General features: G+C 38.5%; 16 protein-coding genes and 1 other RNA gene. 8 read left to right on the forward strand and 9 right to left on the reverse strand.

Annotated elements, in window-relative coordinates; all coding sequences use genetic code 11:
* Positions 1 to 49 precede the first annotated feature (49 nt).
* From JL102_RS14820 to JL102_RS14850, 7 genes are all read right to left on the reverse strand, one after another.
* On the reverse strand, positions 50 to 1,870 hold the full coding sequence (locus JL102_RS14820; RefSeq protein WP_202245215.1) for a cytochrome-c peroxidase: 1,821 nt from the start codon (positions 1,868 to 1,870) through the stop codon (positions 50 to 52).
* Between the two features lies 1 nt (position 1,871).
* Entirely contained in the window at positions 1,872 to 3,401 is a 1,530-nt protein-coding gene (locus JL102_RS14825) for an alkaline phosphatase PhoX (protein WP_237390604.1), read from the reverse strand.
* Positions 3,402 to 3,558: 157 nt separating this feature from the next.
* Positions 3,559 to 4,722 (reverse strand): sigma-54-dependent transcriptional regulator, encoded by a 1,164-nt coding sequence (locus JL102_RS14830; protein ID WP_202245216.1) that lies wholly within the window; start codon positions 4,720 to 4,722, stop codon positions 3,559 to 3,561.
* Positions 4,723 to 4,795: 73 nt separating this feature from the next.
* An RNA gene (gene rnpB, locus JL102_RS14835) (RNase P RNA component class A) lies at positions 4,796 to 5,181 on the reverse strand.
* Between the two features lie 58 nt (positions 5,182 to 5,239).
* Positions 5,240 to 5,638 carry a hypothetical protein gene (locus tag JL102_RS14840; protein ID WP_202245217.1) on the reverse strand — a complete coding sequence of 133 codons (399 nt, stop codon included), beginning with the start codon at positions 5,636 to 5,638 and terminating at the stop codon, positions 5,240 to 5,242.
* 49 nt (positions 5,639 to 5,687) lie between these two features.
* Entirely contained in the window at positions 5,688 to 6,569 is an 882-nt protein-coding gene (locus JL102_RS14845) for a DUF2279 domain-containing protein (RefSeq protein WP_237390605.1), read from the reverse strand.
* A complete protein-coding gene (locus JL102_RS14850) occupies positions 6,547 to 11,151 on the reverse strand; it encodes a translocation/assembly module TamB domain-containing protein (protein WP_202245218.1) in 4,605 nt (1,534 codons plus the stop codon). The genes JL102_RS14845 and JL102_RS14850 overlap by 23 nt, the downstream gene beginning before the upstream one ends.
* Before the next feature lie 15 nt (positions 11,152 to 11,166).
* Here JL102_RS14850 and tsaD point away from each other — a divergent pair, with 15 nt between their 5' ends.
* The 5 genes from tsaD to JL102_RS14875 are packed head-to-tail and all read left to right on the forward strand — an operon-like array spanning position 11,167 to position 14,390.
* On the forward strand, positions 11,167 to 12,171 hold the full coding sequence (tsaD, locus tag JL102_RS14855) for a tRNA (adenosine(37)-N6)-threonylcarbamoyltransferase complex transferase subunit TsaD (protein WP_202245219.1): 1,005 nt from the start codon (positions 11,167 to 11,169) through the stop codon (positions 12,169 to 12,171).
* Positions 12,172 to 12,178: 7 nt separating this feature from the next.
* Positions 12,179 to 12,571 carry a thioesterase family protein gene (locus JL102_RS14860; protein WP_202245220.1) on the forward strand — a complete coding sequence of 131 codons (393 nt, stop codon included), beginning with the start codon at positions 12,179 to 12,181 and terminating at the stop codon, positions 12,569 to 12,571.
* A 2-nt stretch (positions 12,572 to 12,573) separates the two neighbouring features.
* Positions 12,574 to 13,041 carry an SsrA-binding protein SmpB gene (gene smpB / locus JL102_RS14865; RefSeq protein WP_202245221.1) on the forward strand — a complete coding sequence of 156 codons (468 nt, stop codon included), beginning with the start codon at positions 12,574 to 12,576 and terminating at the stop codon, positions 13,039 to 13,041.
* 6 nt (positions 13,042 to 13,047) lie between these two features.
* Positions 13,048 to 13,839, forward strand: coding sequence for a C40 family peptidase (locus JL102_RS14870; protein ID WP_202245222.1), 792 nt, complete (start codon positions 13,048 to 13,050; stop codon positions 13,837 to 13,839).
* A 50-nt stretch (positions 13,840 to 13,889) separates the two neighbouring features.
* Positions 13,890 to 14,390 carry an HNH endonuclease gene (locus JL102_RS14875; RefSeq protein WP_202245223.1) on the forward strand — a complete coding sequence of 167 codons (501 nt, stop codon included), beginning with the start codon at positions 13,890 to 13,892 and terminating at the stop codon, positions 14,388 to 14,390.
* Positions 14,391 to 14,393: 3 nt separating this feature from the next.
* On the opposite strand, the gene JL102_RS14880 is transcribed toward JL102_RS14875, so the two are convergent.
* Positions 14,394 to 15,743, reverse strand: coding sequence for a sensor histidine kinase (locus JL102_RS14880; RefSeq protein ID WP_202245224.1), 1,350 nt, complete (start codon positions 15,741 to 15,743; stop codon positions 14,394 to 14,396).
* The gene (locus tag JL102_RS14885; protein ID WP_202245225.1) at positions 15,733 to 17,127 is read right to left on the reverse strand and encodes a sigma-54-dependent transcriptional regulator; all 1,395 of its coding nucleotides are present in this window, start codon (positions 17,125 to 17,127) and stop codon (positions 15,733 to 15,735) included. The genes JL102_RS14880 and JL102_RS14885 overlap by 11 nt, the downstream gene beginning before the upstream one ends.
* Before the next feature lie 298 nt (positions 17,128 to 17,425).
* Here JL102_RS14885 and JL102_RS14890 point away from each other — a divergent pair, with 298 nt between their 5' ends.
* The 3 genes from JL102_RS14890 to JL102_RS14900 all read left to right on the forward strand — a co-directional run bounded on the left by JL102_RS14890 (position 17,426) and on the right by JL102_RS14900 (position 22,038).
* A complete protein-coding gene (locus JL102_RS14890; RefSeq protein WP_202245226.1) occupies positions 17,426 to 18,676 on the forward strand; it encodes an efflux RND transporter periplasmic adaptor subunit in 1,251 nt (416 codons plus the stop codon).
* Positions 18,677 to 18,725: 49 nt separating this feature from the next.
* Positions 18,726 to 19,415 (forward strand): ABC transporter ATP-binding protein, encoded by a 690-nt coding sequence (locus JL102_RS14895; protein WP_202245227.1) that lies wholly within the window; start codon positions 18,726 to 18,728, stop codon positions 19,413 to 19,415.
* Positions 19,416 to 19,632: 217 nt separating this feature from the next.
* Positions 19,633 to 22,038: an ABC transporter permease gene (locus JL102_RS14900; RefSeq protein WP_202245228.1), complete on the forward strand. Its 2,406-nt coding sequence runs from the start codon at positions 19,633 to 19,635 to the stop codon at positions 22,036 to 22,038.
* Positions 22,039 to 22,083: the final 45 nt, after the last annotated feature.

Consider the following 22,083-nt stretch of genomic DNA (forward strand, 5'->3'; position numbering starts at 1 on the left):
TAATATTAAAAATGGCCCTCATGGAAGACCTCCTTAAGGGCCATTTTTTTTAATAATCGCTTTTAGGCATTGGATCAGAAAGCGTTCTCATAAATGCGATTATGGCTTGCTGTTCATGATCTGATAAATGCAGTGAATCTTCCGGCAGTGTTTGGTGCTGCATGGTAAAGCCCATACCGATTCCACCGCCTACATTGTAAAAGTTTAGAACTTGTTCCAGGCTATCATAAACACCGTTATGCATATATGGAGCGGTGTAAGCTATATTTCTTACAGTAGGAGTCTTAAAAAAGTGTTTGCGCTCTTCTGTTTGAAAGATATGATACCTTCCTAGGTCTGTGTCTAGCATTTTATTAGAAGCTGTTTTAGGCGTTCCTAAGGCTTCCATTTCAGATTCGAGGAAGTCTGGTGGTACAGTACCATTGAAGAGGGGAGGGAAGTGGCATGTGGCGCATGTGCCTTTTCCCATAAATAAGTTGAAGCCCAGCATTTCTTCTTTTGTTAATGAAGCTTCTTCGTCTCGCATGTTTTTGTCAAACTTAGAGTTAAATGGAGCCATTCCTCTAATGTAAGTTGCTATGGCATGCCTTATATTGCTTTGGGTTACTCCATTTTTGTAATTGGAGGAAAATAACTTTTGGTATTCTAGTTCTGATTTTACTTTTTTCTCAAGAGCTTCCAGGTTGGAATGAAATTCATCTTCACTGGTTATGACTCCTGAAATCTGACCTTCGATGTTTCCTGCTCTGTTATCATAAAAAAAGGCCTTTTGAAAGCCTGCATAGTATAGGGTAGGCGTATTTCTTTTTACTGGTTGCTGATGCATTCCTAATCCTCTTCTTTCTCCGTCAGTAAAAGCAAGAGAGGCTTTGTGGCAGCTGGCACAGCTAAGGGAGTTATTGTCTGAAAGGCTTGGATCATAGAATAGCATTTTGCCTAGGGCACTGATAGAATCCTGATGGTCTGAGACTGGGTGTTCAGCAAAATGCGCTATGCTAAAGGTTTTATTGCTAAATAAGCCTGGGGCATCATTGTTGATCGCATGAGTGAAGGGGAATGAGGTTTTCCAGTCTTTCCGGGTTTTATTCCAGAGTCTGATTTGATATTCGGTATGTTGCTTTATAAATTGATATCTATCGAAAGTGTCGAAATCAGCATTGGATAGCATCTTCTTGGTTAGGTCTATTTCTTTCTGCCATTCTTCAAAAAGCATTTTGTCTTGGAAGTGTTCTTGGAAAAAGCTGAGATAATGCTGAAGGCTATTATAAACTGTATGAGCTTCTTCCATTGATTGAGATAATGCAGGTGAATCAAAACCAGTAATGCCCAGGGTGGCAGTTCTTATTATGGAGTTTCTTAATAACCACAAGAAATGATAATCTTTATAACTGGATAAATCGGTGTTAGATCGTATAAGATTAAGCCGGTTAGTGAGAAAATGAGCTACTTCATGAATGTGCTGTAGATCGATGCTGTCCTCAGCAAATAGACCTTCTTCCAATACTTGAAAGCTTTGTGGGTGTATCTTTCTGATATCTGTCAGGTCTTCTTCTTTGACTTTTAAAAGGTTAGGGCCATTTAGCGTTTTATAGTTTTCCAATTCTGCGAATGCAAGAACAGGTTCAGCTTTTTTAAAGTAATCTCTTGCTGCGAGGAAGTTATCTTTAATAGAAGCTGTATCCTCTGATTTGCTCATAGCTCCCAGAAAGTAGATGGTAGAATCCAGGTGAACGAGGTAGGCCTTTTCTACAGCTTCAAAATCTGTTAAAGGAGGATTTTGTTCTTTTGTGTGAGTGTTACAGCTTATAAAGAGAGAAAAGAGGCCCGCTATTAAGCAAGCCTCTTTTATAAGTTTAATTGAATATGTCATTTTATCTTTCCAGGCCAACTATTTTGAATAGAACACTTCCTTCTTTGCGTGATCCGTTTAAATTTTGAACTGCAGCGGGATCGGTGAAAGGCATGCCATTAGCTCTTTCCCATCCATGGTTTTGAGTGATAATAAGGAAGGTGTTTTCTCCGTTATTTACCTCATCAGTAATGTCAATCATACCAGTAAGCTCCCACATAGAAGATGTGTTTCCGTACCCTAAAGCAGCGGCTGTTACCTGATCGCATTCCAGTACTACTTTTAATTCACCAGTATTGATATTATATTGATACAGGTAAGGGTAATGATCTGCTGCACTTTTTATTCCAGCGTAGCCATTAGGATCTTCCTGAATATATACGAAGTTTTCAGTTACCAGCACGTTATCAGGACTGTGGAATGAGGCAGCTTTTGCATTTTCGTCTGTAATGCCTTTGTCTCCATCTAAGATACAGGTTAATGTGCCTGCGCCAGTAGGATCTGAGTCGTTCATAACTAGCTTGTAAACCCTGCCAGTTCTAGACCCTTTATCTAATAAATCTGGTTTGTTTCTGCCAGTAACAGCAAAGTAAACTTCTCTTTCGTTAGCCGCAGTACCTTTTCTCCAGTCAATGTCTTCAAGCCTGGCAAAGCCCATAACACCTTTGTCTTTGGCTTCTATATCCAGATCATTGAGAGACTTTTGCATTAACTCTACAAATTCTATGTTGTAAGCCTTACCTTCTTCCATATCCATTTCATAGGTAACGTCTGTGTCAGTAACTTTTAGTCCATAAAGCTTACCTCCAGCAAGATCTCCTCTGTTACCTACATACATACCTAATTGTCCTGAAGGAACCGAGTTGTTGCTATCATCATCGCCAATTAAAACCACGGTTTTGTCAGAGTAAGCATTTTTTCCTAGTACCACAGCATTTTCAGTGTTCCATTGTCCCATAGCTGTAAGTATCCAGGCGGCGCTGGCATCAGAAACTCTTTTGTAAGGGTCGGTGGCGAAAACACCTTGAGAGTTTCCATCCCATTCTCCACCGGAAAGGTAAAGAGGCCCGAAGCCATGAGTAGCAGGCATTACCAGGTTTCCTGAGCACTGGGCGGTGCCACCCGTGGCATTGCTGTTAAGTATATATTCGCCTGTAACTGGTTTTAAATCACTATTCAGTCGTATTCTCGCAATAGAATAATCGGCTTCTATGTTGTTAATTAAGGTGAAAGTGCCGTCTTTTTCAGCTATAAGTCCGGCCCCGTCGGCCATACTTCCGTAAACAAAGCTTGGTGAGCTAGGAAGAGTATCTTCCGAGCTTAATACTACGCTCACTTTTATGTCGCTGAAATCATTCCAAACTTTTAGGATATTGGCAGGAGTATGGGAGCTTTCTAAGGCCTTAAGAGTGTCTACGTTCGGGGAAACAACCGTAATAGTAGTGTCATTATTGATTACTTCGGTTACTTCGGTTACTTCATCTTTACAGCTTGAAAGAGCACCCAGAAAAGCAAGGGTTCCCAAAGCCAAGTAATGGTTTGTCAGTTTCATAGATAGTTGATTTGTTAAATATGTTGCAAATCAACTAAATATCCTTTGCCCTATGTTTAACTAAAAAAATAGATTGGGTTAAGAAAAAACCACATATTAGGCATTTGGTAATATGTGGTTTATAGTCTTTTTATCTAAAGATAAAGATAAGATAATATTAGTTCTTGATGTCAGCGTATTTAGCAACTTCATCTGCAGTAATAGTGGTTCCAGACATAATTATAAGCCTTTCTACTACATTTCTCAGTTCACGGATGTTACCCGTCCAGTTATGAGATTGAAGAAGAGTAATGGCCTCGCTACTGATATCTTTTTGTTTAGAGCCATATTCTACTGCTATGTCGTTTAAGAATTTTTCAACCAAAAGCGGAATATCATCTTTTCGGTCTCTAAGAGCCGGCACTTTGATAAGAATTACGCTTAATCGGTGATAAAGATCTTCTCTGAATTTATTTTCTGTAATCTCAGATTTGAGGTCTTTATTGGTGGCGGCTACTATTCTTACATTTACCTTTATTTCTTTATCTCCACCCACTCGGGTGATTTTGTTCTCTTGCAAGGCCCTAAGAACTTTGGCCTGGGCTGAAAGACTCATGTCACCTATTTCATCTAAAAACAAGGTGCCACCATTGGCTTGTTCAAATTTGCCTATTCTCTGCTTTACCGCAGAGGTAAAGGCGCCTTTCTCATGTCCAAAAAGCTCACTTTCTATCAGTTCAGAGGGTATAGCAGCGCAATTTACTTCCACTAATGGCCCTTTAGATCGGTTGCTCTTCTCATGTAGCCATTTGGCTACTAATTCCTTACCTGTTCCGTTTTCTCCTGTTACGAGTACTCGGGCTTCGGTAGGAGCCACTTTTTCAATAGTTTCTTTTACCTGCGAAATAGCTTCTGATTCTCCCACTATATCAAAGGTTTTTGATATTTTCTTTTTAAGCACCTTAGTTTCGTTTACCAAGGTAGATTTATCAAGCGCATTTCTCAAAGTAACTAAAAGGCGATTGAGATCTGGTGGTTTTTGAATAAAGTCATAGGCGCCTTTTTTAGTAGCTTCTACGGCTGTTTCAATGGTGCCGTGTGCGCTAATCATAATAAAAGGGGTTTCTATACCTTGCTCTGCAGCTTTCTCTAATACTTCTAAGCCATCCATTTTAGGCATTTTTATATCGCATAGAGCCGCGTCAAATTTATCTTTACTCAGTTTTTTTAATCCTTCTTCGCCGTTTTTAGCTTCGTCTACATCATAGTTTTCATACTCTAAAATTTCTTTTAGCGTATTTCTGATGCTTTGCTCATCATCAATGATTAATATTTTAGGCATAATGGGGTAGTTAAAAATTAGCAATGCCACCATTTCATATAATAAAAGAAATGATGGCATTGCTAAAATAAGAAAAAAATATAAGCCTATAAGCCGGGTTCTGTTCCTGAAAGTTCAGGCCCTTATCATTTATCTAGCCGCAGCATCGCTGCTACGATCTATCGATCTACCCGTTACATCTCTATAAAAGAGCCAGACGGGCCGCCTGACTGCCCGGAGGCATATGCAACTTATTTGATCTTTCAGCTCGTAAGGTTTACCGTGCCCCCGCAGTTACCATTGGGGCGGTGAGCTCTTACCTCGCCTTTTCACCTTTTCCCTGTTTGCACAAGGTAGTTTGTTTTCTGTGGCACTGTCTGTACTCCTCCAAAGAGAAGCCCTTCCCGTTAGGAAGTACGATGCCCTATGCTGCCCGGACTTTCCTCTTCAATTAAATGAAGCGATAAGGCGGCTTACATTTATTGCAAAAGTAAGTACAAATTAATTAATAGTAGAGTTTTTTCTATAAAGTGAAGTTTTAGTGTATATCTTCTCCAGTGAGTTTATATTCATATTCATCTGCTACATTAGCTACTTCCTGAATAATCTCTTTCAGGATTTCTTCTGTGGCACTGTCCACAAAACTGGCAGCTTCGACATGGATGTATTCATCAGAAATGACGAAGCGTGAATGGTTCAGATTCGCATTTTCTTCCAATAGCGCTTTTAAGTTCATTTTAGGTTCGTACAGGCATACTTTAGAAATGAACTCTATGCTTAGCTGGTCGAACCTGGGGCTGTATTTTAACTTACCGAGTACCGTTTGAAAGCGGTCATCAGCCAGAGGTACTATAATGATGGAAGTTTTGCTGTCATATTCTGAATATTCCCCACCTATCTCTTCAGCATAAGTTTGCATAAATGCGTTTAAATCCATATTCAAATATTTTTTAGTTGGTATGCTGAATTTATGAAAAAAAAAGTTTTTAATAGAAAAAATGAAATTTTAATTCATCATCTCTCATCTCTAATGACGGGGCAGGTATGTGGATCGTGTTTACCAGATAGATAAGCGTATTTACCACTTTTGAGCGCGATTCGTATTCGCTTAAGTCAAGATCAATACTTAGCAAGTACCTTCTTTGTGGGTTAAACCCCATTTCTAAGTTCTGATCTTTATTAGCATAGATCATATCAGTAGTGCCGTAGCCTGCAGCTACATTAAGCCATTTAGGAAAAGGGCTTTTAATGAATTTGGACAAATTGAATGAGAACCAGTAGGTCTGTCCGTTATAGTCTTTGAGTATTTGTTCTGAAAGGTTGCTGCCCAGTAGTTCTGGTCGTAGATCGGGGTAGTGGGTGATGCGGAAGGAAAATTTAGGATGAATACGAATTTCATCCCATAGCTTTTGCTGGCCAACGTAGAATAAGGTACCAGCACTGTTGGCAATAGCATCGCCATAAGAGGCTCCGTATTCGGCAGAAAATCCATCAAAAACTTCAATAGAAGTCATTACTAGGGTAGTGGCTAGTGCGCTCCATAGTATTGACTTATTTTTGCCTAAACCTGCCCAGTGCAAAATTCTGTCTCCGCCTGAGGTAAGGTGGAATGCGCTATAAAAATGCCCAAATTTATCGACCTGATTCCACTCTTTATTATCATTGAAAAAATGAAAGCTTTCTCTTTCATAATCAGAATACCAGAGATGATTAAGCCCTATCATAGAAACAGTATAGGCTCCTGCCGATGTTATAATTAGTGGTTTGAGTCTTTTTTGTTGTTTAAGGCTGTCTTGTGCGAGACTGTTATAACTAACAAGTGAAAGTACCAGCAAGGCAATGGTTTTATTCCATGGCGTCATCTTCATTTCTTATTCCTTCTTTGTTTACGCTGTTTTGGGTGTTCTGAGAGTGGTCTTCTTGCTGTTGTTGGTTCTTCTCTTCTTCCTCTTCCTCCTGATTTTTTTGAGCTTCCTTTTTCTTTTTAAATAGATCTTTTAGTTGATCAAAGCTCTGGGTATGGGTAATGCTAAAACCCGTGGTGATGGTATTTCTATTTTCATCTGTAGGGTCTATAGGGTTATAATTGGTTCGGTTATACATTTTAGCTTTGAACTTGCCATCTGGAGTGAGTAGGTACTCCAGGGTCCAGTCTCCGGCTATACTGGAGATGTCAGTGCGGTTTTCCTGATTGGTGAAGCCTCCATTTCGTGTTACTCGCAGCCTACCATCTAAAAAGGTGTAGCTCAGGCGTAGTTGAAAAGTATTGTAAGCTTCTTCATCCATTTTATCAAAATCTACATCTAGGTCAATTTCCAGGTTCTCGTCTACTTGGGTTATCCAGTAGCTGAGCTGGTTAGAGAGTAGCTCACTCACACTACTGGTTATGGAGCCACCGGTGTTAAATGATTGGAGCGGGGAGAAGCGCCGGAGCACAATGAGACTAAATACTTGTCTTTTTAGCTCCTGCTCATCTATGCTATTTTTAAATTTTAAAAACTCGAATTCTAAATCTACATCTGGTCGCTCCGCTACCTTTATGTTTCTTGGCAGATTGCTGGTGAGTATATCAAAATTGACCATAGGAGAAAGAAGAGGACCATCAATATCCAGATATACTTTTACAGGGTATTTTCTTTTAATCTCTACCACATCTTCATATACTGAATCAGCTTCTTGTTGTATTAGCAAAGGAAGGAATGAGGCCAGCTGATTATAGGTGGCTTTTATATCAAGAATACCAGCGTAAGGATCGCCATACCAAGAGATTTTACTATTAGGTAGTATTTCAAATTCTTTATTGATAATGCTATAAAGGGTGAAGTTATAGCCTCCTTCTTGGATAAGGAAGTCACCAAACATATTGAAATCTCCTTTAGTATCTATTTGTAGTTTAATGTCACCATTTCCTCTACCTCTGATAATGTCACCTGATTTTATGTCAAATATAATCTCACAATAAGCGTCAGGGGTGAGGTTGAGGTCAAAGTTTAGCTTGAGGCCTTTGAGGTCTATCTTACCTACATTGTTGATCTCTTGAACCTTGGTGGTATCATTAAAATCAACAAAATGAATATATTCTTCTTTTTCAATGCTTTCAGAATCTCCAATTGGTATAAAAATGCGGGTTCCTTTTTCACTGGTGGCCTGAGCGTTGATAGTCATGTTGTTAATAGGCCCAATGAAATCTATTTTTCCTGTGGCTATTCCGGTGCCATAGAAAAGCTTATTATCTGTGCTTGTGGTGTTGAGCACCATAAAGTTGTTTAGGTTTCCTTTCAGGTCAATAGCAAAGTCTTTAAAATCTGTATGAGAGAAGTATCCGCTTAAGACGGCATTTTCATTACGGACGTCTTTTACGTTTACATTTTCAAAACCAATTTTATCTTTTTCAAAGTAAAAACCACCAGCCAGAGAGTAATTGGTGTTAAGGTAGTTGACGTGGAGGCTCGCATTTTCTATATTCCCTCTGCCTTTAAAAATAGGATGGTAAGGTGTTCCGGTAACCGTGATGTGTCCTGTTACAGTACCATCTATCTTAGTGAAATAATCGTTTATAAAGGGTTCGAGGGCGTTAAGTTCTGTTTTATTCAAATCAGCATTGAGTCTCAGCGGATCTAATTCATCATCAGGAGAGTAATAACCTGCCAGGGAGAGAATATTTTTGCCTAAGCGCCTAACGCTCATTTTTATATTGAACAGTTTTAGTTCATTGTTCCAAGTGTTATGTCCTTCAATATCACCTATTAGAAATTTATCAATGGAGAAATCTTCAATCTCTACGTCGCTCTCTATGCGCATATCTTCGTAGTAATTCTGGATATCTGCATGACCATTTACTGTGCCTGCCAGGTTTTTTGATAAGATGGAATTGATATTTTCGATTTCTACGCTGTCTATTTTTAAAGAGAGTATTTCATCAGGATTATGAGATATTTTTCCATCTAATGAAATGCTTTGGAAATCATTAAAAATCCGAAGGCCTTCAATGGTGATTTCATCATTAATAATGGAAATGATATTGGTTTTATCTAGCTCCCAGCTTTTATCAAGTATCTTAAGGTCTGAAGGCAGAAGCCTGAGCTGTGTTTCGTCTTGCTTGAAATCAACAGATCCAAAAAGACGTGCGTAGTTAGCATATTTAACCTGATCGATGTCAAACTCAAAGTCGATATGGTTTTTATTCCAAATCGCTTCCATGATCATATCTCTGGTTTCTATTCCTGAAAGTACCTGGTTTTGTGAGTTGATGTAGCCCATGGCTAATACATTGGTGCTATCAGAAATTTTAGATATGTTGAACTGCAATTCGGAGTTTACGAAAGTATCATCTTTATAGGTTAAGGTGTCTATTTGCGAGTTAATAGCTAAGATAGATGTGTACCCACCAGTGATATTTCCTGTAATAGGTTGCATGTTAGAAATATACAGGTCTGACGAAAATAAGGATAGAATGGGGTTGGGATCTTTGATGTCTATATTGTACTCTAAGCGATAGTCTTTTCGGTTTGATGATGACTTACGTGCGTAATAATTTTTAATAGCCTTTCGATCATTTTGTAAGTTGAGTTTATATTCTTTAATAAGGGTTTTGAAGTCATCATATACAGCTGTAAAATCAAAAACTCCATTTACTTTGGCGTCTACCAGGTTGGTTTCAAGAGTTACTTGCCTTACTCCCTGTTTTTTCTCTGATATAATTTGAAGAGAGTCTACATATAATGACTGACCATTGTAAATTACTTGTGAGTGATACAAGTCCGCCAGACCAGTAATGCTATCCAGTTGCAAGCCGCGAGCGTTTATGTTAATCTGGCTTTGGATAAATAAATCTTGTCCTGAAATGTTAAGTGGTTTCAGGAAGGCAGTATCTAACTTGGCTTCTACGTTAAATATATTAATACCCTTTCTAAGATCAATAGAGCCAGTAGTAGTAAGCTTAAGATTAGGGTCTTTAATTTCCATATAGCCCTGAAAGAACTCCTTGGCAAATCTGGCATCTGTGGTTATGTCACTATATTCATAATTGTTAATGCCTATATAATCGATATGCCCGTTGAGATCAAAATCTGCATCTTCAAGAGTAAAGCCTCTTCCTTTTATTTTACCTTTAAGGGTCACCTTTTGGAGTAATGAATTGCCTGTGTAACCTCCCACGTTAAAGTCTTGCATAATTAAGGTTCCACTGTAGTCCGATTGGTTAATGTCCTCTTCTATCTTTAGGTTAATGTCAGAGGTAATGCGACCATATTTACTAAAAAAGTCTCCTTTAGCCACAAAGTCATTGGGAAAACCTAAAAACTCAGCATTGAAGCTTACTCTGTCAAAAGGGCGAAGGCGATTATAGGTCTTGGTCTTCATATAGCTTTTAAGGTCAGTGGTTTTTACATAAGAGTTAGTTAAATCGAAATTGATGAAGGTTTCAGCTAAGTTAGGTAGGCCGTCCATCCTTATTTTTCCCTTAAGGGCGGTGCCTTCGCCAAATTTAAGAAGCGCATCGTTTAGGGTGAATGATATTACTTTGCCTCTGAAAGTACCACTGAGTTGATAAATGTCCTGTATTTTTCGCATATCGGGAGCGAAAAGTGCCAAGTCAGACGAATGGATGATGGAATTATTCAGGTGGCCACTGATTTTGACTTTATGATTAAAATCATTCAAATCAAGAGTACTGTTGTATTTAAATATTACAGTGTCTCTTATAGTGCTGTTTCCGATTTTAGTGTTGATACCCAGAAACTCCATAGCACTTTGGCTAACACGATATGTAGTAGTGAGCTCTTTCACCTTGAGTTGGGTGAGACTGTCATTGAGAGATAGTTTTTCTACATGAAACTCAATCGTGTCTGCAATGGCATTGAATTGGCTAAATTCTCCATTGATATTTGCTAGTGTGAAATGATAATAATCAAACCCGTTAGTGATAGTGTCTCTGCCCGGATCTGAATATGAGAAAGTTGAATTTTGAAGTGTAATATGGTCCGATGACAATATTACTCGCCTTCCAGATTGCTGCGTGGCCTGAGCTCTTAACCTTCTGATTAGTTCATTGATATTGAGTGTTTCAAGAGTATCATTGACCAAGATTTTGGTTAAGAATACATTGGCGCCTGTCAGGGTTATGTTGTCTACTTTATGATTTTCCTTGTTGAGTAGATTTTTAAGATTAAAATCAATTTCAATTTCATCAGCATGGATAAGGTCATTGTTTTCAAGGTCTATTACGTGGAGGTTGTTGATCTGAATTTCGTCGAACCAATTCACATAAAGTCGGCCTATGGACAGTTTATAGCCGGTAAGTTCGGAATAATGCTCAGAGATATAGCTTACCAGTTTGGTTTGGATATAGGGGAACTGTATTGCGCCAGCTGCTATGACCAATAGGAGAAAAACTGAGAGTATAAGCCAAAGTATTGTCTTAACTATACGTTTTTTAATAACTTGCGCCAAATTTGATTATTGAAAATGAACCCCACTATACTTGCTATAGAATCATCGTGTGACGAAACTTCTGCTGCAATTATTAAAAACGGCAAAGTACTTAATAATATTATTGCTACACAATCAGTACACGAAAAATATGGAGGAGTAGTTCCCGAATTAGCATCTCGGGCTCACCAACAGAACGTGGTACCTGTAATAGCCGAGGCATTGAACACTGCCGGTGTTAAGAAAACAGAGCTGGATGCCATTGCTTTTACCAGAGGTCCTGGGCTCTTGGGAGCATTACTGGTAGGTACTTCTTTTGCCAAGTCTATGGCCATGAGTCTGGATATTCCTCTTATTGAGGTAAATCATATGCAAGCTCATATTTTAGCTCATTTTATTGACGACCCTAAGCCGTCATTTCCATTTTTATGCCTTACGGTAAGCGGAGGACACACTCAGTTAGTAGTGGTTAAAGATTACTTAGATATGGAGGTGATAGGAGAGACACAGGATGATGCCGTGGGCGAAGCATTTGATAAATCAGCCAAGCTATTGGAGCTGCCTTACCCAGGCGGGCCGCTAATAGATAAATACGCCGCTGAAGGAAATGCAGATGCGTATGATTTTCCTGATACAGAAATGCCAGGGCTTAATTATTCTTTTAGTGGTATAAAAACAGCTTTCATGTATTTTTTGAGAGATCAGAAAAAGAAAAATCCTGATTTTGTGCAAGAAAATATGAATGACATCTGTGCCAGCTTGCAAAAGGCTTTGATAAGGATGCTGATGCAAAAGCTAAAAAGAGCTAGTAATGAAACGGGTATAAGAGAAATAGCGATTGCTGGAGGTGTATCTGCCAATACAGGGTTGAGACAAGAGCTGGATCGTTTAGCGGGCGAAAAAGGTTGGAATGTGTATGTGCCCGATTTCCAATATTGTACAGATAATGCAGGGATGATAGCAATAGCAGCTCATTTCAAATATTTACAGGGAAAATTTAGTAAATTGGATGTAAGTCCTATGGCTAGGATGAAAATCTAAACCTCCAATGAAAAACCTCTTTCAACCTGGTGATATAAAAATTTATAGAAGAAAAATTACGGAAGAGGATGTAGCTTCATTTCATGGTAAAATAGTGCATCATGTCTGCTCCACATTTTCTCTGGCTAGGGATATTGAATGGACCTCCAGGTTGTTTGTTTTGGATATTTGTGACCATGATGAGGAGGGAATAGGTACTCAATTAGAAATAAAACATTTATCTCCGGCTCTCGTTGGAGATGAAATAACAATTTCCGCGATTTTAAGAACCTTTGAGGAAAATGAACTAATGTGCGATTACGTGGTTAAAGTAGGTGAAAGGAAAGTAGCGGAAGGAAAAACAGGTCAAAAGATATTAAAAAAGAATCGCATAAAAGAGATTTTTTCTACCTTTGAGTGATTATGGCAAAAGAAAAGTCAAGATTTTCTAATAATATTAATATAAAAAACCGCAAAGCTCGGTATGAATATGAGTTTATTGATACTTATATCGCCGGTATGGCTTTGAAGGGAACTGAAATAAAATCCATTAGAGAGGGTAAAGTAAACCTTATGGATGGGTATTGCTATTTCAGCAAGGGAGAACTTTTTGTAAAAGGCATTCATATTACGCCTTATGCGCAAGGATCTTTTTATAATCATGAAACTAACCGTGATAGGAAACTTCTTTTAAAAAAGAAAGAGCTTGATAAGATAGAAATCAAGATCAATGAGAAGGGGTTAACGCTGATCCCATCAAGGCTTTTTATTAACGACAGAGGCTTAGCTAAGCTAGAAGTGGCATTGGCTAAGGGTAAGAAGTTGCATGATAAGCGTAATACCATTAAGGAAAAAGACACAAAACGAGAACTCGAAAAAATTAAGTTTTAATTGGCTATGGAAATCCAGGAAAAAGGTATTTGCAGGCTGAGCATAGTTCCGGTACGTGCAGAAGGAAGTGATAAAAGCGAGATAGTGACCCAGCTACTGTTTGGTGAGCATTATACAGTCACAGACGTTAGCAAGGATCAAAAATGGCTCAGAATACTTATTCATTTTGATAAATATGAAGGTTGGATAGATGCCAAGCAACACACCTTTATTTCTGATGATTATTTTAATCAGATCAATAATGTAGATTATAAGATTAGTACAGATCTGAGTTCTAGTATACTTTATCAAAAGCACCAGCTGCCGATAGTAATAGGAAGTATTTTACCTATTTCTACCAATGAGCTTTTTAAGATGGAGGAGCAGCTTGCTTATAATGGAGATAGCAAAAGTCTTAGCCAAAAGCGAGAATTTGATTTCCTTAAACATATTGCTTGTAAGTATCTTAATGCTCCATATCTGTGGGGTGGGAGGTCTCCTTTTGGTATAGATTGTTCTGGTTTTACTCAAATCGTATTTAGAATATGTGGGTACCACCTTCAAAGGGATTCTTCACAGCAAGTAAAGGCTGGCACCTTAGTACCTACTGTGGAGGAGGCTAAGCCGGGTGATTTGGCTTTCTTTGAAAATGAAGCCGGGAAAATTCACCACGTAGGTATATTGCTGAACAAAAATGATATCATTCATGCCTCTGGCCTGGTTCGCATAGATACGCTAGATGAAAAAGGTATTTTGAATAAAACCTCCGGAAGTTACAGCCATCGTTTATCTTCAATAAGGAGAGTGCTAAAAGACTAAATTATCCTCTTTGCTTTGCTTTCGTAAGCGAATGCTTTTATATTAAGAGGATGAACCGTAAGGTACTAGTTTTAAATCAGGATTTTAGTCCAATCTCAGTTTGTACAGTACAAAGAGCCTTTCTTCTTAACTATTTGAAGAAAACAGAATTGGTGGCTTCTGCCAATGGCTATAAATTGCGTTCTGTAACTAAGAGTTTTCCTATGCCTGCGGTAATTCGTTTAACCAAGTACGTCAATGTACCTTATAAAGGAGTAGCGCTTACCCGCCAGAATGTATTTAAGCGAGATAATTTCACTTGTCAATACTGTGGGGCTAATAAAGATCTTACCTTAGATCATGTAGTACCTCGCTCTAAAGGAGGTAAATCTGCCTGGAATAACCTGGTTACAGCCTGTAAACGGTGCAATACCCGAAAGGGTGATAATAGCCCGGAAGCGGTAGGCATAAGCCTAAAAGCCAGCCCTTTCAGGCCGACCTATATTATGTTTCTAAGAGATTTTTCGGGGTTTCATTGTGATGAATGGATGCCTTTTCTCAATCGGCGCTAAGCATTAAAAGGTAAGGGTAAACTCCGTTTCTTCGTTAGGTTCTGAAATTACCGATAGTGTACCATTATGTAATTGCATAATTTGTCTGCTAAGACTTAAGCCTATTCCTGAGCCTCTTTTCTTGGTAGAATAGAAGGGTATAAATATCTGATCAAGAGCTTCCCTGATGATGCCCGGACCGTTATCTGTAATAGTAATTTTAATATTACTACTAGAGTCTGTGGAGGCAGATAGAGTTATGGTTGGTTTTTCTGTTTCAGCTAATGCTTCTATAGCATTTTTAATAAGATTTATAAGTACCTGTTCTATAAGTTCTTCATCTATATTTAATTCCAGGCTTTCATCATTTACTTCGCAGATATAGTTGATTTGTGCCCTTTTTACTTCTATTTTCATCAGTTGAGAAATATGCTCTAGTAGGTTAGCTACCTTGATAGGCTTCATCTTTGGTAACGGAATAGAGGTATAATCACGATACGCATCAATAAAGCGAATGAGCCCTTGGCTGCGCCCTGAAATAGTAATGAGGCCATCTTGCAAATCTTCCACCGTCTCATCGGCTAGCGTATAATGATCCTCGTGCTTTTCAAGGTCTTCCATCAATATATCTTTCATGGTAGAGGTGAGGGAGGCAATAGGAGTGATGGAGTTCATGATCTCATGTCTTAGCACTCTGGTTAGGTTTTGCCATGCTTCCAGTTCCTTTTTCTGTAACTCAGGCTGTATGTTTTGAAAGGCAATTAATTTTATTTTCTTGCCCCTTAGAATAAGCTCCGTAGCATGTACAGAAAGCTGTATGTCTCCTTCGCTTCGGTAAAGCGTACTTTTTCCTGTAGGTAAATCAAATAGAACTTTGTATAACCTGGATTTATCAGCTATTAACTCTTCGATGTTTCTCAGCCGATCTACTTTGAGGAAGCGCTTGGCAGTGGCGTTCAAGAGTTCTACTTTTCCATATTCGTCAAAAGACATGAGGCCTGTACTCACATGCTCTACCACAGTGTGTAAATATTGTAGGTGCTCTTCTTTTTCAGATCTAGCCTTTCTGAAGGCTTCTAAAACTTCATTAAAAGCTTGGTTAAGGTCTTTAAAACTTTGGCCTAAACGGTTGTCAGCAGCAAACCCTGATGAAAAGTCGGAGTATTTTACTGATTCTAAAAAACGGGTAAGCTTACGGTTGGTATTAGAAATGAAGTTGAATAGCTCTACCATTTCAAAAATTACTATAACCCCTACTATAATGGCTGTAACAAACAGAGTAGAAGAGCTGATGCAATAAACAAACGCAGCCATGGTTATGCCTACTAATATAACACGTAGTGCTACTTTAAACCTGAAATCTTTATAAACCATATTTTTCTAACCTTCTATAGAGTGAGGATCTGGTTAAGCCAAGTTCTGATGCTGCCTGGGTGATGTTTCCATTGTATTTTTTGAGCACCTTTCTAATCAGAATTTTCTCCACATCTTCCAGTTTAAACTGGTCTAAAGTTACATTTTCACCTTCCATAGTAGTTTGTGGCTGGGCGTTAAAATTGAAGTCTTCAGGTTGCAGCACCTGTGATCCACTCATAATTACCGCTCTTTCTATAGCATGTTGCAACTCCCTGATATTACCAGGCCAGTGGTGTTTTTGCATTCTGCTAATAGCTGCATCACTAATCTTGAGTGCGGGTTTCTCATATTTTTTAGCATATTGCTGTAGAAAATGATTGGCCAGAAGCGGTATGTCTTCAATTCGCTCTCTCAAAGCTGGGAGTTCTATTTCTATGGTGTTAATCCTATATAAAAGATCTTGTCTGAATTTATTTTCCTTCACCATATCATACAGTGGCATGTTGGTGGCACAAACAAGACGAATGTCTATGTTAGTTTCCTTATTAGCACCTACTCGGCTTACTTTTCGGCTTTGTATAGCCGTGAGTATTTTTGCTTGTAGCGGCAGAGATAAATTACCAATCTCATCTAAGAAAAGGGTGCCTTTGTTCGCTATTTCAAAACGTCCTGCTCTATCTTCTTTAGCATCGGTAAATGCTCCTTTTTTATGGCCAAAGAGTTCGCTTTCAAACAAAGTCTCGCTTACTGAGCCTAAATCTACATTAATAAATACTTCATCTTTTCTGTTGGAATTATTGTGAAGTGCTCTGGCTATCAGTTCTTTACCGGTTCCGTTTTCGCCTAATATTAATACATTAGCATCAGTACCGGCCACGCGGTCAATGGTTTCAAATACTTTTCTTATAGCGGCGCTCTTTCCGATTATATTTTCATACCTGGAGTTGATCTGCAGGTTAATTTCTTTTTGTTTGATCTTTAAATCTTCTACCTCCTGCCGGGTCTGTCTTAACTTCATGGCAGAATAGAGTGTAGCCAATAGCTTTTCATTTTCCCATGGTTTTAGTACAAAATCTGTGGCTCCGGCCTTTATTGCTTTTACAGCCATTTGTACATCTCCATAAGCGGTGATAAGTACTACTACAGCAGATGGATCTATCTCAAGAATTTTTTCTAGCCAATAATAGCCTTCCTTACCACTGCTTACATCCTTAGTGAAGTTCATGTCCAGAAGTATTACATCATAATCTTCATTGGTGATGAGTGAAGGGATGGCTTGTGGGTTCTTTTCTAAATCTACTTGCTCAAAATGACGCTTCAAAAATATTTTGGCTGCCTTTAGAAGGTCTTCATTATCATCTACTATTAGTATGCGCCCTGTTTTATTTGTCTTTTCGGCCATGTTAGAATTATTGTGTTCGATTTTATTCTTACGAGGCAAAGTTGATACCTAAATGGTATGCTGATCGGTGAAAATCATGTATTTGCGCTCATATGACTAAGAATAAAGCTTTATGTTACTCAATAAATGAAAGCTGGGCAAATAATTGTTCGTTTTATTGTTCGGTGGCGGACGATCACGTCCATTCATGAACGTAAGCGGACTGGTGTTTTTCACCTAAAAGGTCATATCTGAAGCTTCAGGCCATTTGGCACACTTGTTGGCAAAAGAGAATTCAAACCTTAAACACTTAGTCTGCATGGACCGAAAAATAAAGAAAAAAACGTGGACCTTTAAAAAGATAGCCACCATAGGAGGAGGGGCCTTAGTATTAGGCTTTATTGCTTACCTCCTGATATTTGCTGACAGAAGATCAAAGCTGAATGTAGATAAAGAAAAGATAACTATATCTTCGGTGAGAAGAGGTATTTTTCAAGAGAGAATACCGCAAACCGGTACTGTAGAGCCGAGTGTTACCTTTTATTTAGATGCTATAGAAGGTGGAAATATAAAGAAGGTTTATAAAGAAAGTGGAGCTATGCTGCAAAAGGGAGATGTAATCGTTGAACTCTCTAATCTAAATCGGGAGCTAAGTGTGCTATCTCAGGAAGCAGGACTTAATGAAAGTATTAACAGAGTACGCCAAACCAGGCTTTCTTTAGAACAGAATGATCTGCAACAGCAGCAAACGCTGGCTCAGATTGATAATGAGCTGGCTAAGCTTAAGCCTCAATATCAAAGACAAAAAATGCTTTATGAGAAAAAGCTCATCAGTAAGCAAGAGTTTGAGCAGACGGAGGCTGACTACGAATACAATTTGAAAAGAAGAAAAATCACCTACACCAGTTATAAAAATGACTCACTATCCAGAGTAAGGCAGCTTACTCAGCTTAACCGATCAGAGAGAAGAATGACTCAAAGCCTGGAAGGTGTAGGTCAGATATTAGATAATTTAACCATTAAGTCACCTATAGATGGCCAGCTTTCTACACCTCCATTATTTGAAGGTCAGGCAGTAAGCCAAGGGCAGCGATTAGGACAGGTAGATAAAATAGGTAGTTATAAAGTAAGAGTGCCTATAGATGAGCTATACTTACCTAGAATATCCACCGGTTTAAATGCCACCACTACTTTTGCTAATAATGAGTATAAGCTGGTCATTACTTATATTTATCCTACTATTACTAACGGTAGATTTGAGGTAGATATGGAGTTTGTAGATGATGCCCCAGAGGGTATAAGAAGAGGACAATCATTGCGATTAAGAATAGAATTAGGACAGTCATCAGAAGAATTGCTACTATCTGTGGGAGGTTTTTATAAAGATACTGGTGGTAACTGGGTATACGTAGTGAACGATGATGGTTCCTCAGCAGAAAAAAGGAAAATAAGACTAGGCAGGAAGAATCCTGAGAACTTTGAAGTGCTAGAAGGATTGCAGCCAGGTGAAAAAGTGATTACTTCCAGCTATGATAACTTTGGAGATAACGAAGTATTAGTTCTGAAATAAAAATATAAAGGTCGAAAACTCAAAACTTAAAAAATTTAAACCTATGTCAATGATACAAATCAAAAACTTACAAAAAGTATACACTACTGATGAGGTAGAAACTACTGCGTTAAATAGCATTAACATTGAAATTAAAGAGGGTGAATTTGTAGCTATTATGGGGCCTTCAGGCTGTGGTAAGTCCACGCTTTTGAATATTTTGGGACTTTTAGATAACCCTAGTGATGGTGAATATCACTTCGGTGAGCATGAAGTGTCTAACTATTCTGAAAGACAAAGAGCACAGCTTAGAAAAGGATCTATAGGCTTTGTTTTCCAGAGCTTTAACCTGATTGACGAACTTACGGTGTTTGAAAATGTAGAGCTACCACTTTTGTATTTAAAAGTACCTTCTGCAGAACGTAAACAGCGTGTGGAAGAAGTGCTTGAGAGGATGAACATCATGCATAGGCGTAATCACTTCCCTCAGCAACTATCTGGTGGTCAGCAGCAGCGTGTAGCTATTGCCAGAGCTATTGTAGCTAAGCCAAGTGTAATCTTAGCGGATGAGCCTACGGGTAACTTAGACTCTGCTAATGGTGAAGAGGTTATGAAATTATTAGCAGAGCTGAATGAAGAAGGTACCACTATCATTATGGTTACTCACTCTCCGTATGATGCTAATTATGCTCACCGCATCATTAACCTGTTTGATGGTAAAGTGGTTACTGAAAATATTAAGGAACAATTTCACATATAATTGAAGAAACCGGTGCAGGCCGGTTTTTATTTCACTTCACTACTTTGCTATGCAAGGTACTTGGTGAAATATAAATTTAGGGCATGCAACCTTTCTCTTTCTAAGTAAGTCCTTCATGTGAAGGAATTAATAATTTAAATTTTAGTGAAACAGATGTAACATCATTAAAAGAATATAGTCTAAAGGTCAAAGGTCAAAAACTCAAACAACAACACACATGTTAACTAATTACCTCAAAGTTGCTTTTCGCAACATTACTAAACACAAACTCTTTTCGGTCATCAATATTCTTGGGCTTACCATAGGTATTGCAGGTACGCTTTTCATTGTAATGTATATTCAGGACGAACTTAGTTATGATCGGTTCAATGAAAAAGGAGATAGAATTTATAGAGTCAATTTGCATGGCAAGATAGCCGGGCAGGAGGTACATACTACCAGCACTGCTTACCCATTATATAAGGCATTAGTAGAGGAGATACCAGAAATAGAGCAGGCCACACGTGTCAATGATATGCGCGAGTGGATATTCCGATATGAAGAGAAGGCATTTAAAGAAGATAAAGTGATGGCTGTTGATTCTAACTTCTTTAATTTTTTCAGCTATGAACTGGTTAAAGGTAATCCTGATAAAGCGTTGCAAGATCCGAATAGTATAGTTATTTCTGAATTATTAGCAGAGAAATACTTTGGTGATGAAAATCCGCTTGATAAGACTATGGCCATAGGTAATGATAAGTCTAGCTATAAGGTTACTGGTGTTTTTGCGGAGGTACCAGGTAACTCTCATTTAAAGTTTAATGCTCTTTTATCATCCAGCTCCTTCCCTTGGATGAACAGAGATCAATGGCTTAGCAATAGCTTGTGGACTTATTATATGATTAACAAAACTGGTAACCCGGCTGAGGTAGATCACAAGATGGATGCCATGATTGAAACACATGTAAGTCCTACTTTTGTGGAGTTTATGGGTAAAAGCCTGGCGGAATTTAGAAATGAAGGCGGTATTTATCGGTATTGGAGTATTCCTCTTTATGATATTCACCTGAAATCCAGCTTAAGAGATGAACCCGAACCTCCGGGCAGTATGAGCTACATCTGGATTATGACCGTCATAGGCATATTTATTATGGTAATTGCCTGTATTAATTTCATGAATCTTACTACAGCCAAATCAGCAGGTAGGGCTAAAGAAGTGGGGCTTCGTAAAACGCTAGGCTCACTAAGAACCACTTTGATCGGCCAGTTTTTAACGGAATCCGTTGCTTATACTTTAATAGGTGCGGTGTTAGCTATGGGTGTGGTTTATGCATTAATGCCTTTGTTTAATGAAATATCAGGGAAGGAGTTACAGGCAAGTCAGTTATTAAATATCAACTTGTTGGGGATCTTATTTGCGGTAATAATATTCGTAGGTTTACTAGCAGGTAGTTATCCGGCTTTATATCTCACTTCATTTAAAATTACTGAAGTCCTTAAAGGAAAGCTGAGAGCAGGTATGAAGAGCGGAGGAGTCAGAAGTTTTTTAGTTACTTTTCAGTTCTGGATTTCAATAGTGCTTATCATCTGCACAGCTATTGTTTATCAGCAGCTCAAGTACGTTCAAAATCAGAATTTGGGTTTTGATAAAGATCATATCCTTTTAATAAATGATGCCTCTCGTCTGGACAAAAATCAAGTGGCCTTTAAAAATGAATTGAGGGCTAATACCAATATAGCTGGCGTTAGCTATTCTAATAATACGGTGCCGGGAGTTAATAATACCACCATCTTTAGAGGAGAAGGAGATGCTGCTGATCATATGATGTCTACCTATTATGCTGATTACGACCATCTCAAAGCACTGGACTTGAAACTAGTGGAAGGAAGGTTTTTTAGCAGAGATTTTCCGTCAGACTCTAACGCAGTGGTAATTAATGAAGCGGCTGTTAGAGAAATGGGTTGGCAAGATCCATTGAGTGAAAAAATCATTGATTTTAATGGAGATTCCGCAGTGAGTAGAGCTGTTATTGGGGTAGTGAAAGATTATAATTATGAAAGTTTGAAGTTCAATGTGAGGCCATTAGTGCTTCATTTTACCAATACAGGAAATGTGCTTTATGTTCGTATAGCAGGAGATGACCCTGGTAGAATGGTTGCCGACATAACCAACGCTTGGGATAAGTATATGACCGGAGATCCGCTTTCGTATTCATTTTTAGATGAAGACTATGATGCGCTATTTCGATCAGAGCAGCGACTCGGTAAAGTGTTTACGGTATTTACTGTTTTGGCAATATTTATAGCCTGCCTTGGTTTATTTGGTTTAGCAGCATTTATGGCAGAGCAAAGAACCAAAGAAATAGGCATACGAAAAGTTTTGGGAGCAAGTGTGTGGAGCATCACCTCACTGATGTCGGCCGAATTTACTAAGCTCGTATTAATTGCTTTTGTGCTGGCTATCTATCCGGCCTATTATGTAATGGACAGTTGGTTAGAAGGCTTTGCTAACAAGGTAGAGATCAGCTATTGGATCTTTGCCCTGGGCGGACTATCTGCCTTATTGATATCATGGCTTACCGTGAGCTATCAATCCTTAAAAGCCGCGAAGGTGGACCCTGTTCGGTCTTTGAAGTATGAATAGGAGTTTGGATTATAAATAAAAAGAGACAGGCTCAAAAGTAATTAC

The organism is Fulvivirga sediminis (genome assembly GCF_016757215.1).
Lineage (GTDB): Bacteria > Bacteroidota > Bacteroidia > Cytophagales > Cyclobacteriaceae > Fulvivirga > Fulvivirga sediminis.